We start from the raw sequence: 13,186 nt of genomic DNA, 5'->3' as shown, positions 1-13,186 counted from the left end.
CGGGTACTTGTGCCAGATGCGACGCTTACGCGTCTTATCTGGCCTACGTGATTACATGGCGTAGTAATACGCTTTAACCTGCTCCCAGTCCGCTTTAGGGATCGGCTCCAGATATTTTTCCAGCTGGCGGAAATCATGATTAATCGCTTTATGCCGACGTAAGCGGCGACGACTTTTCTCCAGATCAAGAAAACCAGCTTCTACCATACCTTCTGTTTTCACATAGATGTGGCGAACGTAACAACAGCCATGCTGACGATTAACGCTATGCATTTTCTTAAACGCCATCGCCACAGCTTTCAACATGGCTTGCCGAACATCGTCAGAATAGGGTGTTACTGCATGCTGGGCATACCAGTCAGCAATACTTATGAACCCCGCCATATCTTCCGTCACCAGCAACGCGCGCCATTCACCCTCAATTTTCACCGCTTCACCAAAAACGATTTTCGGCACAATGACACCAGCCCGTTCCAGTTCTTTAATTACCGCAACCTCACGGACAATCGTCGGTCGACCGAACGGATAACGTACGGAATGAAACAGATGATGCGTCATGCGCTTCACATACAGCTTTTTGCCATTGCGCTCGACGCATTGCACCCCGCTCATCCCATTACGGCGATAGTTAGGCTCTTCAACCCAGTCGCCCTCTGTTGCCCACCAGTGATTAAATTCGTCGTACTTTGCTGAAACTGCCATACCCTATCGCCTGTCATTTTTTATTAACGACAATGACTATAGGTGGTTACTTGCGAAAAATCTTAATGAAACGTGTCGTATTAATGAATTTCTTTTACCACTACTAGCGCGACACCGCTTTTACCCTTCATTTGCAGCGCATAGACTCCACCAGCCACTACCACTAATAGTGCGCCCAGCAAATAAAATGTGAATTTAATCAGGCGGATACAGCGATGAATTTTATTCGACAGGGATTAGGCATCGCCTTATTACCAGAGTTAACGCTGAAAACCATTGCAGGTGAATTGTGTTCCGTTCCTCACGAACCAACCTTCTATCGACAGATTTCGTTGTTGGCTAAAGAAAAGCCGGTAGAAGGCAGTCCACTGTTTTTACTACAAACGTGTACGGAACAACTCGTGGTGAGTGGAAAAATTTGATGTGAGACATGAGATTGATGACAAATGTAAGATTGCCTGATTCGCCACACTTAGTTGGCCTGTAGTCTTTACCATGCGTAATAATTCGTTTTCACCTGATTTTGGTCCACTTTGTGAATTAGCGATAAATATTTATCCAGTTTAGGGAAGTGACAATGACTCCAGGTAGAAACCGGTATGAAGCGCCCGACTCACTGTCAAAACCGATTGTTGAGAGTAATGACACTCCGGCGAACAGTACACAGTTTACTCTGGAGCCATTCTCAATCTTCAAGTGGGATACCTAATAACTTGTCAGGGAAGTTATCAATATCTGTTTGTTACTTATTACCGTGTTTATTAACAATAATGATACTTTCTAACATGCGTAAAGGTCTTCGTAATAAAATGAGCTAAATTTGATAGTGAATATATTCTGCAAAGATTAAATTGTATCTTGTTAACTCACAATACAAGGAATCATTTATGCCAAATACATCTATTCAATTATCTCGCTGTAATATTTTACAAAATAATAAATTGCAAACAGCAGAAATTTACAAAGAATCACAACAAACCGCGAAACTTGAGATTTTTTGCAATGAGTTTCTAAAAATATCTCAAAGTAGATTCGGGTTATCAACCTCAGCAGACAACATAGCTAATTTATTGGCTTTTTTCACGAAAGCCTCAGATGAAATTGATAGTATCAAAACACAAAAAATTGACGTTCACAGTTATGGTTTCGTACCAATAAGACATTTTGTCGAGCATGTCATAACGTATAAAAATGAATTTGCAGAAGATTATGAACCCTATACCCTTACCTTTACCCGAGGTGAAAACAACGAAGGTGTTTTGAGTATCGAAAGCAAAGAAGGGTTTCTTTCAGAAAGAACAATAAATTTAAATGAATATGAAACTGCAATTAACATCATCAATGAGCATGTTGCAAAAGAAAATATCAATAACAAGATCCAAACATTGACAGACAAAGACACACCAAAAATAACAAACTCTGACAAAATTTATAAATTTATCCACGAGTTAAATATAAGAACTCAACTTTACAGCAAGCAAAAAGAATATACAGACCTGCTACTACATTCTGAGAAAAATACAGAATGGTACAAATACACATCCTCCGAGGAACGCTATGATGTATTTAAGAATTCTTCTAAAAAAATTGAAAACACCTACAAGCAAATTGTGCAAGCGCAGAAAAAATTGAAGCAAATGAAATACATCAATAAATTAAGTGGTGAGCTTATCGATATCGCCGACAAAAAGTTAGCACCATTAATAAATGATAGTTTCAGCTATACACGAGATTTCTTTGCTTACTCAAAACAGGAAAAAAATATCTTCACATTTGATAATTCTAAGTTTGTAGATCCAAAGGAAAAAGAAGGTTTAATGGTACAACACAGCAATGGGCAACTGGTTATTACTGGTAAATATTGCCCTGAAGGTGTGCAAACAGCATTCACCCAAGAACAATATGATAAATTAATAAGATACATTAATATTTTCTTTACCTTTCCGAAATTCGAATAATACTTTACAGTATAAACTGCATTACAATTTATTATTGAGATCTATTCATACTGTTTAAAGAATAACAATGCCCAGTGTTAGCTTTTTTAACGAATGAGTTTTACGAAAATTATGTTGGCATCTTTTCACAGGATGCACCCGTTAATGAAAAGAATAACCGGTAGTAGCATTATTTCGCTTTAGCAGAGGATGGCGCATAAACGCCATCCTGCAGTAGCATTACTCTTTATTAAGGAATTTTACTGCCTTATCAGGGAAATCAGTAAACAGCCCATTTACACCCGCTTTGTTATACAGAGCATCATACAACTGATTCACATCGGTGGCATATTCCGGCAGCTTGTCGGCCCGCACGGTATAAGGATGCACCACCAGCTTATTCTGCTGTGCATCTTTTACCATTCCGGTAAGCTTGATATTACCCGGCTGCGATGTCTCCTCAATCACCATATGGTAATCCGGACCAATGCCATCAGCATATTCCGCTACCTGTTTCATAGCGCCCGGCTTGAACATCCAGTCATAGCTGTAATTAACCCAGCTTCCGTCCGGCTGTTTCTGCTGCGTTTCATTCCAGTCGGTATAGGCAATCAACTGTACCAGATTGAGGTCCATGCCCATTTTGGGTTCCAGCTCATTTTTAATGCGCTTCAATTCATCAACATCAAAACATTGCAAATAAACTTTGTCGTTTTTACCGCTGTAGCCATATTTCTTCAGCACTTCCAGCGTTTTTGCTGCAATATCCTTCCCTTCCTGATGATGGAACCACGGCGCTTTAATTTCTGGATAGATACCGATATTTTTGCCGGTTGAGTGATTCAACCCCTGAACAAATTCAATCTCTTCTTCAAAGGTGTGCACCCGGAAGTCAGACTTACCCATCGGGAAACGCCCCGGATAAGTCTGCACTTTTTTACCGTTTTCAATATCGAAACCTTCGGTAAATTTCAGCGACTTAATTTCATCCAGCGTAAAATCTATCGCGTAGTAACGGCCATCTTTACGCGCCCGATCCGGGAAACGATCGGCGACATCGGTTACCCGGTCAAGATAGTGGTCATGCAGAACGACCAGATGATCATCCTTCGTCATCACCAAATCCTGTTCAAGATAATCTGCCCCCTGCACATACGCCATCGCTTTTGCTGGCAGCGTATGCTCCGGTAAATATCCACTGGCACCGCGATGGGCGATGACTATTTTTTCGTTGCTATCCGCCGCCATTGCACTGCTTCCCATGATCATTCCACTCATCATGATCGCCATGCTAAGGTTTTTCAGCGTCAATTTCATGCCATTAGCCTCCGTTGCGTTTTTGCTGTAATTCCTGATGGCGACGTTTTTCGCCAATCATCACAACTATCAACAGGATAACCGCCAGGATGCTGCCGCCAATCATTACCATAAAACCGCCATCCCAGCCGAAGAAGTCCACGGTGTAACCAACAATCGCGCTCGCCGCCACCGAACCGCCCAGGTAACCAAACAGACCGGTAAAGCCCGCTGCCGTACCTGCCGCTTTTTTCGGTGCCAGTTCCAGCGCATGCAGACCGATCAGCATCACAGGGCCGTAGATCAGGAAGCCGATAACAATCATACAAATCATATCGACGTTGGGATTGCCCGCCGGGTTCATCCAGTAAACGATAGTTGCGATGGTCACCAGTGTCATAAAGAAGACGCCGGTTGCCCCACGGTTACCGCGGAAGACTTTATCCGACATCCAGCCGCATAACAGGGTGCCCGGAATGCCCGCATATTCATAAAGGAAGTAGGCCCAGGAGGATTTATCCAGCGCGAAATGCTTAACTTCTTTCAGGTAGGTCGGTGACCAGTCGAGGATGCCGTAACGCAGCAGATAAACGAACACGTTGGCGATGGCGATGTACCACAGCAGTTTGTTCGGCAGCACGTACTGCATGAAAATTTGCTTTGCGGTCAGCTCCTGTTCCGCTTTTTCGTTATAGTCGTCCGGATAATCGTTTTTGTACTCTTCGATCGGCGGCAAGCCACAGGATTGTGGGGTATCGCGCATCATCGCAAAGGCGAATAGTGCCACCAGAATGGCGCAGAAAGCGGGCATATAGAGGGCCGCGTGCCAGTCATTGAACCAGGCCATCCCCAGCAGGAACAGCAGCGGCGGAATACCACCACCGACGTTGTGCGCACAGTTCCACACCGACACAATGCCGCCACGTTCTTTCTGCGACCACCAGTGCACCATAGTACGACCACACGGCGGCCACCCCATCCCCTGGAACCAACCGCAGAGGAACAACAGTACAAACATCACCGCAATGCTCGATGTCGCCCATGGCACAAAGCCCATAAACAGCATCACTGCCGCCGCCAGAATCAAACCTGCGGGGAGGAAAACGCGCGGATTCGAGCGATCCGACACCGAACCCATGATGAATTTCGAAAATCCATAGGCGATCGAGATCCCAGAAAGCGCGAAACCTAAATCACCGCGTGAGAATCCCTGCTCCACCAGGTAAGGCATAGCGAGCGCAAAGTTCTTACGAACCAAATAGTAAGCAGCATAGCCAAAGAATATCCCCAGGAAAATTTGCCAGCGCAATCGACGATAAGTCGGATCGATCTCCGCGGCAGGTAAGCGCGCTTTGTGTGGCGCCGGTTTAAAAATACTCAACATTGAAAGCCTCCGTGGCCCGTGGTCTTATTTATGATTAACAGCCTGATTCAGTGGGAGAACCTGCCGTTTCTTGAGTTGCCGCGATGTTAAGAAAACATTCAGAAATTAAATGTGAATTGCCGCACACATTATTAAATAAGATTTACAGAATGTTCAAAATGACGCATGAAATCACGTTTCACTTTCGAATTATGAGCGAATATGCGCGAAATCAAACAATTCATGTTTTTACTATGGCTAAATGGTAAAAAACGAACTTCAGAGGGATAACAATGAAAACTCGCGACTCGCAATCAAGTGACGTGATTATCATTGGCGGCGGCGCAACGGGAGCCGGGATTGCCCGCGACTGTGCCCTGCGCGGGCTGCGCGTGATTTTGGTTGAGCGCCACGACATCGCAACGGGAGCCACCGGGCGTAATCACGGGCTACTGCACAGCGGCGCACGCTATGCGGTAACGGATGCGGAATCGGCCCGCGAATGTATTAGTGAAAACCAGATTTTAAAACGCATTGCGCGTCACTGTGTCGAACCAACCAACGGCCTGTTTATCACCCTGCCGGAAGATGATCTCTCCTTCCAGGCGACTTTTATTCGTGCTTGCGAAGAGGCTGGAATCAGTGCTGAAGCCATTGATCCGCAGCAAGCACGCATTATCGAACCTTCCGTTAACCCGGCACTGATTGGCGCGGTAAAAGTTCCGGATGGCACTGTTGACCCATTTCGCCTGACCGCAGCGAACATGCTCGATGCGAAAGAACACGGTGCGATTATCCTTACCGCGCACGAAGTGACAGGTCTGATTCGTGAAGGCGCGACGGTGTGTGGCGTTCGTGTACGTAACCATCTCACTGGCGAAATTCAGGCACTTCATGCGCCTGTAGTGGTGAACGCCGCCGGGATCTGGGGGCAACATATTGCCGAATATGCCGATCTGCGCATTCGTATGTTCCCGGCGAAAGGATCGCTGCTGATCATGGATCACCGCATTAATCAGCATGTGATCAACCGTTGCCGTAAACCTTCCGACGCCGATATCCTGGTGCCAGGCGATACCATTTCGCTGATTGGCACCACCTCTTTACGTATTGATTACAACGAGATTGACGATAATCGAGTGACGGCAGAAGAAGTGGATATTCTGCTGCGTGAAGGGGAAAAACTGGCCCCCGTGATGGCGAAAACGCGTATTTTACGGGCCTACTCTGGCGTGCGTCCGCTGGTTGCCAGCGATGATGACCCGAGCGGGCGTAACGTCAGTCGCGGTATCGTGCTGCTCGATCATGCTGAACGCGATGGTCTGGACGGATTTATCACCATCACCGGTGGCAAACTGATGACCTATCGGCTGATGGCGGAATGGGCTACCGACGCGGTATGTCGCAAGCTGGGCAATACGCGCCCCTGTACGACCGCCGATCTGGCACTTCCAGGTTCACAGGAACCCGCTGAAGTTACCTTGCGTAAAGTCATCTCCCTGCCTGCCCCGCTGCGCGGTTCTGCGGTTTATCGTCATGGCGATCGCACGCCTGCCTGGCTTAGCGAAGGCCGTCTGCACCGCAGCCTGGTATGTGAGTGCGAAGCGGTAACTGCGGGTGAAGTGCAGTACGCAGTAGAAAATTTAAACGTTAACAGCCTGTTGGATTTACGTCGTCGCACCCGTGTGGGGATGGGAACCTGCCAGGGCGAGCTCTGCGCCTGCCGCGCTGCCGGACTGCTACAGCGTTTTAACGTCACGACGTCCGCGCAATCTATCGAGCAACTTTCCACCTTCCTTAACGAACGCTGGAAAGGCGTGCAACCCATCGCCTGGGGAGACGCATTGCGCGAAAGCGAGTTTACCCGTTGGGTTTATCAGGGACTTTGTGGTCTGGAGAAGGAGCAAAAAGATGCGCTTTGATACTGTCATTATGGGCGGCGGGCTCGCCGGATTACTCTGCGGCCTGCAACTGCAAAAACACGGACTGCGCTGTGCCATTGTTACGCGTGGTCAAAGCGCGCTGCATTTTTCATCCGGATCGCTGGATTTGCTGAGCAATCTGCCTGACGGTCAGCCGGTGACAGACATTCACAGTGGACTGGAATCTTTGTGTCATCAGGCACCTGCCCATCCATACTCTCTTCTCGGGCCACAACGCGTGCTCGATCTCGCTTGTCAGGCACAGACATTAATCGCTGAAAGCGGTGCGCAATTACAGGGCAGCGTAGAGCTGGCTCACCAGCGAGTTACGCCGCTCGGTACTCTGCGCTCTACCTGGCTAAGTTCGCCAGAAGTCCCCGTCTGGCCGCTGCCCGCGAAGAAAATTTGTGTAGTGGGAATTAGCGGCCTGATGGATTTTCAGGCGCATCTTGCGGCGGCTTCATTGCGCGAACTGGATCTTAATGTTGAAACCGCAGAAATAGAGCTGCCAGAACTGGATATCCTGCGCAATAACGCCACCGAGTTCCGCGCGGTGAATATCGCCCGTTTCCTTGATAACGAAGAAAACTGGCCTCTGTTAATTGATGCGCTTATTCCTGTCGCCAATACCAGTGAAATGATCCTGATGCCCGCCTGCTTCGGCATGGCTGATGACAAACTCTGGCGGTGGCTGAACGAGCAATTGCCCTGTTCATTAATGTTACTGCCGACATTACCACCTTCAGTGCTGGGCATTCGTCTGCAAAACCAGTTACAGCGCCAGTTTGTGCGCCAGGGGGGCGTGTGGATGCCGGGCGATGAAGTGAAAAAAGTGACCTGTAAAAATGGCGTAGTGAATGAAATCTGGACGCGCAATCACGCCGATATCCCGCTGCGCCCACGATTTGCGGTGCTTGCGAGCGGCAGTTTCTTTAGCGGCGGACTGGTGGCAGAACGTGACGGCATTCGCGAGCCGATTCTCGGCCTTGATGTGCTACAAACCGCCACGCGGGGTGAATGGTATAAGGGCGATTTTTTTGCGCCGCAGCCGTGGCAGCAGTTCGGTGTCACCACTGATGAGGCGCTACGCCCGTCGCAGGCGGGGCAAACCATTGAGAACCTGTTTGCCATCGGTTCGGTGCTGGGCGGATTTGATCCCATCGCCCAGGGATGCGGCGGCGGTGTTTGTGCCGTCAGTGCTTTACATGCCGCTCAACAAATTGCCCAACGCGCAGGAGGCCAACAATGAACGACACCAGCTTCGAAAACTGCATTAAGTGCACCGTCTGCACCACCGCCTGCCCGGTGAGCCGGGTGAATCCCAGCTATCCAGGGCCAAAACAAGCCGGGCCGGATGGCGAGCGTCTGCGTTTAAAAGATGGCGCACTGTATGACGAGGCACTGAAATATTGTATTAACTGCAAACGTTGCGAAGTCGCCTGCCCGTCCGATGTGAAGATTGGCGATATCATCCAGCGCGCGCGGGCGAAATATGACACCACGCGCCCGTCGCTGCGCAATTTTGTGTTGAGTCATACCGACCTGATGGGTAGCGTTTCCACGCCGTTTGCTCCAATCGTCAACACCGCTACCTCGCTGAAACCAGTGCGGCAGTTGCTTGATGCGGCGTTAAAAATCGATCATCGCCGCACGCTACCGAAATACTCCTTCGGTACGTTTCGTCGCTGGTATCGCAGCGTGGCGGCTCAGCAAGCGCAATATAAAGACCAGGTGGCTTTCTTTCACGGCTGCTTCGTTAACTACAACCATCCGCAGTTAGGTAAAGATTTAATTAAAGTGCTCAACGCGATGGACACCGGCGTACAACTGCTGAGCAAAGAAAAATGCTGCGGCGTGCCGCTCATCGCCAACGGTTTTACCGATAAAGCACGTAAACAAGCAATCACGAATGTAGAGTCGATCCGCGAAGCGGTAGGGGTAAAAGGCATTCCGGTGATTGCCACCTCCTCAACCTGTACATTTGCCCTGCGTGACGAATACCCGGAAGTGCTGAATGTCGACAACAGAGGCTTGCGCGATCATATCGAACTGGCGACCCGCTGGCTGTGGCGCAAGCTGGACGAAGGTAAAACGTTACCGCTGAAAACGCTGCCGCTAAAAGTGGTTTACCACACCCCGTGCCATATGGAAAAAATGGGCTGGACGCTCTACACCCTGGAGCTGTTGCGTAAAATCCCGGGGCTTGAGTTAACGGTGCTGGATTCCCAGTGCTGCGGTATTGCCGGAACTTACGGTTTCAAAAAAGAGAACTACCCAACCTCACAAGCCATCGGCGCACCACTGTTCCGCCAGATAGAAGAGAGCGGGGCAGATCTGGTGGTCACCGACTGCGAAACCTGCAAATGGCAGATTGAGATGTCCACGAGCCTTCGCTGCGAGCACCCGATTACGCTGCTAGCCCAGGCGCTGTCTTAATCTTCCTTGTGATGCCCGGTAAACGCATTGCTTATCGGGCATTTTTGCGTACGTGATTCCGCATCCAGTGTATGCGTTGCATCGCTTTGAAAATTCTTCTGAAAACGTCTCGCAAAGGCAGAAACTGGCAGATGTCATTGTTTCGAGATCCCCGTAATGTCGCGTCATCATAAATATCAGGTGACGGACAACCATGACCGAATCAACAACCTCCTCCCCGCATGATGCGGTGTTTAAAACCTTTATGTTCACACCCGAAACCGCACGGGATTTTCTCGAAATACATCTACCAGAGCCGCTGCGCAAGCTTTGCAACCTGCAAACCTTACGCCTGGAACCCACCAGTTTTATTGAAAAAAGTTTACGCGCTTACTACTCGGATGTTTTGTGGTCCGTGGAAACCAGCGACGGTGACGGCTATATCTACTGCGTGATTGAACATCAAAGTTCTGCGGAAAAGAATATGGCTTTTCGGCTAATGCGCTATGCCACCGCCGCCATGCAGCGTCACCTTGACAAAGGCTATGACAGAGTCCCGCTGGTGGTGCCGTTGCTGTTTTATCATGGCGAAACCTCGCCCTACCCATACTCACTTAACTGGCTGGATGAGTTTGACGATCCGCAACTTGCCCGGCAGTTGTACACCGAAGCTTTTCCGTTGGTGGATATCACCATCGTACCTGACGATGAGATCATGCAACATCGGCGTATAGCTCTGCTTGAACTGATTCAAAAGCATATTCGCGACCGCGATTTAATCGGTATGGTCGACAGGATCACCACGCTTTTGGTTAGAGGCTTCACTAATGACAGCCAGCTACAAACGCTGTTTAATTATCTGCTGCAATGCGGCGATACCTCCCGTTTCACCCGTTTTATTCAGGAGATTGCCGAACGTTCACCACTACAAAAGGAGAGATTAATGACTATTGCTGAACGGCTGCGGCAGGAAGGACACCAAATTGGCTGGCAGGAAGGTAAAATTGAAGGTTGGCAGGAGGGGAAATTGGAGGGTTTGCAGAAAGGCAAAGTAGAAGGTATGCATGAACAAGCCATTAAAATTGCCTTGCGCATGCTGGAACAGGGCTTTGAACGTGAGATTGTGCTGGCGACAACCCAACTCACTGATGCTGATATTCCGAACTGTTATTAAAAGGAGAGATTGATGACTATTGCTGAACGGCTACGGCAGGAAGGGCATCAAATTGGCTGGCAGGAGGGCATGCATGAACAAGCCATTAAAATTGCTTTGCGCATGCTGGAACAGGGCATTGATCGTGACCTGGTGCTCGCTGCCACCCAGCTAAGCGAAGCCGATCTGGCAGCGAATAACCACTAATTAACACAGGCCCACAGCCGATCCCCATGGGCCTTTGATATCAATAACTACCTTTTATGCGTGGCCCATTTTTGCCTGATTTAAACATCGCCAGTCGTTGATCCAGGGCATCGCTGTAGAGCATCGTGTCAACGCCAACAGCGACAAAGTTCGCTCCCCACGCCAGGCATTGCTGCGCCATATCAGGAGCCACAGCCAGAAAACCAGCCGCTTTACCCGCAGCACGGATCCGCCGAATACTGGTTTCAATAATTCGCTGCACTTCCGGGTGCCCGGCGTTATCCGGGTAGCCCAACGAGGCAGAAAGATCCGCAGGTCCAATAAACACGCCGTCAATCCCTTCGACGTCGAGGATTTCGTCCAGGTTATCCAGTGCTGTTTTACTTTCCACCTGCACCAACAGACAAAGCGAATCGTTGACTTGCGCCATGTAATTCTCAATGCGTCCCCAGCGCGCAGCCCGTGCCACACTGGCCCCGACACCACGCTCACCGTAGGGAGGATAGCGCGTGGCAGACACCACCTGACGTGCCTGATCGGCAGTATCGACCATCGGGATCAGTAGAGTTTGCGCGCCAATATCCAGGACTTGTTTAATCAGCGACTTACTGGCTTCCACCGGACGGATCACGGGTTGGCTGGCATAGGGCGCTACCGCCTGTAGCTGGTGATAAAGATCCTGAATGGTGTTTGGCGCGTGCTCCCCGTCAATCAGCAACCAGTCATAACCGGAGGTGGCGGCAATTTCTGCCATATAAGAAGTAGTCGAGCTTAACCACAGACCAATTTGCACTTCGCCCTTGCGTAAACGTTCTTTAAAGGGATTGGTTAATAATGCGTTCATGGTGTTCCTTAACCTATTAATGATGTGCCACGTCGGTCTGCGCAACAGTGCGATTTACACGCAGAGTGAAAATAATCAGCGAACCGATGACCGCCACCGCTGCCAGCGTCAGTAATCCAGCCGCATCGCTGGCAAACAACGTTTCTGCTTTCACGCGCAGGATCGGGGCAATAAACCCGCCCACTGCACCAAACAGGTTTACAAAACCAATCCCCGCCGCCAGCGCCGTACCGGAAAGCAGTTGTGTCGGCATCGTCCAGAACACCGGCTGCACGGCAATAAACCCGATGGCTGCAACACACAGCGCTACGATCGCCAGTACTGGAGAAAGCAGCCCGGAGAGACCAATACCAATGCCCGCCGCCAGTAATGTCAGCGCCGCGACATTACGCCGTTCGCCGGTTTTATCGGAATAGCGCGGAATAAGCCAGGTCCCAAACAAGGCCGCGACCCACGGAATGGCGGTGACCACCGACGCCGTAAAGCCCACTTTTGTCCCCAACAATGCAGCAACCTGCGTCGGCAGGAAGAAAATTAATCCGTAAACCGCCACCTGAATGGTCAGGTAGATAATCGCCAGTTGCCAGACTCGCCCATTACGCAGCGCATCGCTCAGTCGAGAAGTCACTTTCTGTTGTTCTTCACTTGCCAGTTGGTTGATAAGCAACGTTTTTTCTTCTTTACTCAGAAAACGAGTCTGCTCCGGCGTGTCATCAAGCCAAAAGAATGTGAATACACCAGCGCCGACTGCCAGCAATCCTTCAATCACAAACATCCAGAACCAGCCGGGATGCCCCATAAATCCATGCATCTCCAGCAGCGCGCCGGAAAGCGGTGATCCCAGTGTTAACGCCAACGGTGCGCCCATATAGAACAGCCCCATAATGCTGGCGCGATTACGCTGCGGAAACCATTGCGAGGTGAGATAAATCATACCAGGGAAGAACCCGGCCTCCGCAGCACCAAGCAGAGTGCGAACGATCAGAAATTTCGCTTCAGTATCGGCCCATGCCATGGCTGCCGAAAGAAATCCCCACAGCAGTGTTGTCGTACCAATCCAGGTTCTTGCCCCCAGTTTGCGCATCAAAAGATTCGCCGGAACACCCAGAAACGCATATACCACAAAAAAAATGCCTGCTCCCAGCGCATAAGCTTCATTACTCAGCCCGGTATCAATCTGGTAGGTCTGTTTGGCAAAACCGATATTCGAACGGTCGAGAAACGCCAGCACATACAGCGCCAACATAAACGGAATTAAACGCGCACGGTTTTTCTTCACCACGGCGTCAAGCAAAGCGGTGCTCATAAAAAGCTCCTTAAAATATGTGGGCGTTACCGTTGTCACAG

Annotated in this window: 9 protein-coding genes and 4 pseudogenes; 7 read left to right on the top strand and 6 right to left on the bottom strand. The window is 49.5% G+C overall.

The window, feature by feature from the left end; translation table 11 throughout:
* Positions 1-51: 51 nt before the first annotated feature.
* Positions 52-702, bottom strand: coding sequence for a lipopolysaccharide kinase InaA (gene inaA / locus FQ015_RS06510; RefSeq protein WP_000301053.1), 651 nt, complete (start codon positions 700-702; stop codon positions 52-54).
* An 80-nt stretch (positions 703-782) separates the two neighbouring features.
* Positions 783-887 (bottom strand): annotated as a pseudogene (locus tag FQ015_RS24130) (hypothetical protein); the annotation flags it as partial.
* On the opposite strand from FQ015_RS24130, the pseudogene FQ015_RS06505 reads away from it, so the two are divergent.
* Both FQ015_RS06505 and FQ015_RS06500 read left to right on the top strand, forming a co-directional pair.
* A pseudogene (locus FQ015_RS06505) lies at positions 882-1,124 on the top strand (LysR family transcriptional regulator); the annotation flags it as partial. The pseudogenes FQ015_RS24130 and FQ015_RS06505 overlap by 6 nt on opposite strands.
* 465 nt (positions 1,125-1,589) lie before the next feature.
* Positions 1,590-2,660, top strand: a pseudogene (locus FQ015_RS06500) (hypothetical protein).
* A 219-nt stretch (positions 2,661-2,879) separates the two neighbouring features.
* On the opposite strand, the gene glpQ reads toward FQ015_RS06500, so the two are convergent.
* Both glpQ and glpT read right to left on the bottom strand, forming a co-directional pair.
* Positions 2,880-3,956, bottom strand: a complete 1,077-nt coding sequence (gene glpQ / locus FQ015_RS06495) for a glycerophosphodiester phosphodiesterase (protein WP_160523860.1) — start codon at positions 3,954-3,956, stop codon at positions 2,880-2,882.
* Positions 3,957-3,960: 4 nt separating this feature from the next.
* Positions 3,961-5,319 (bottom strand): glycerol-3-phosphate transporter, encoded by a 1,359-nt coding sequence (glpT, locus tag FQ015_RS06490; protein ID WP_160523859.1) that lies wholly within the window; start codon positions 5,317-5,319, stop codon positions 3,961-3,963.
* A gap of 272 nt (positions 5,320-5,591) precedes the next feature.
* Between glpT and glpA the strand changes: the two genes are divergently transcribed.
* From glpA to FQ015_RS23945, 5 genes and pseudogenes are all read left to right on the top strand, one after another.
* Positions 5,592-7,220 (top strand): anaerobic glycerol-3-phosphate dehydrogenase subunit A, encoded by a 1,629-nt coding sequence (glpA, locus tag FQ015_RS06485; RefSeq protein ID WP_000857270.1) that lies wholly within the window; start codon positions 5,592-5,594, stop codon positions 7,218-7,220.
* Entirely contained in the window at positions 7,210-8,469 is a 1,260-nt protein-coding gene (gene glpB, locus FQ015_RS06480; protein ID WP_039020261.1) for a glycerol-3-phosphate dehydrogenase subunit GlpB, read from the top strand. Before glpA ends, glpB begins: the two co-directional genes overlap by 11 nt.
* Complete coding sequence (gene glpC, locus FQ015_RS06475) at positions 8,466-9,656, top strand: anaerobic glycerol-3-phosphate dehydrogenase subunit GlpC (RefSeq protein WP_039020260.1); 1,191 nt, start codon at positions 8,466-8,468, stop codon at positions 9,654-9,656. Before glpB ends, glpC begins: the two co-directional genes overlap by 4 nt.
* Positions 9,657-9,849: 193 nt before the next feature.
* Positions 9,850-10,809, top strand: a complete 960-nt coding sequence (locus FQ015_RS06470; RefSeq protein WP_000140577.1) for an ISNCY family transposase — start codon at positions 9,850-9,852, stop codon at positions 10,807-10,809.
* Positions 10,810-10,995: pseudogene (locus tag FQ015_RS23945) on the top strand (hypothetical protein); the annotation flags it as partial.
* A 40-nt stretch (positions 10,996-11,035) separates the two neighbouring features.
* Here the strand turns inward: FQ015_RS23945 and yfaU are convergent.
* Positions 11,036-11,839 carry a 2-keto-3-deoxy-L-rhamnonate aldolase gene (gene yfaU / locus FQ015_RS06465; RefSeq protein ID WP_039020259.1) on the bottom strand — a complete coding sequence of 268 codons (804 nt, stop codon included), beginning with the start codon at positions 11,837-11,839 and terminating at the stop codon, positions 11,036-11,038.
* A gap of 16 nt (positions 11,840-11,855) precedes the next feature.
* A complete protein-coding gene (locus tag FQ015_RS06460) occupies positions 11,856-13,145 on the bottom strand; it encodes an MFS transporter (protein ID WP_039020258.1) in 1,290 nt (429 codons plus the stop codon).
* Between the last annotated feature and the right edge of the window lie 41 nt (positions 13,146-13,186).

It is taken from the genome of Escherichia sp. HH26CH, assembly GCF_009820205.1.
Taxonomy (GTDB): domain Bacteria; phylum Pseudomonadota; class Gammaproteobacteria; order Enterobacterales; family Enterobacteriaceae; genus Escherichia; species Escherichia coli_F.
This window is presented reverse-complemented; position numbering and strand designations above follow the sequence as displayed.

Coding starts and splice junctions, on each gene's coding strand:
- inaA (WP_000301053.1), bottom strand. CDS start 702: ATGGCAGTTTCAGCAAAGTACGACGAATTTAATCACTGGTGGGCAACA.
- glpQ (WP_160523860.1), bottom strand. CDS start 3,956: ATGAAATTGACGCTGAAAAACCTTAGCATGGCGATCATGATGAGTGGA.
- glpT (WP_160523859.1), bottom strand. CDS start 5,319: ATGTTGAGTATTTTTAAACCGGCGCCACACAAAGCGCGCTTACCTGCC.
- glpA (WP_000857270.1), top strand. CDS start 5,592: ATGAAAACTCGCGACTCGCAATCAAGTGACGTGATTATCATTGGCGGC.
- glpB (WP_039020261.1), top strand. CDS start 7,210: ATGCGCTTTGATACTGTCATTATGGGCGGCGGGCTCGCCGGATTACTC.
- glpC (WP_039020260.1), top strand. CDS start 8,466: ATGAACGACACCAGCTTCGAAAACTGCATTAAGTGCACCGTCTGCACC.
- FQ015_RS06470 (WP_000140577.1), top strand. CDS start 9,850: ATGACCGAATCAACAACCTCCTCCCCGCATGATGCGGTGTTTAAAACC.
- yfaU (WP_039020259.1), bottom strand. CDS start 11,839: ATGAACGCATTATTAACCAATCCCTTTAAAGAACGTTTACGCAAGGGC.
- FQ015_RS06460 (WP_039020258.1), bottom strand. CDS start 13,145: ATGAGCACCGCTTTGCTTGACGCCGTGGTGAAGAAAAACCGTGCGCGT.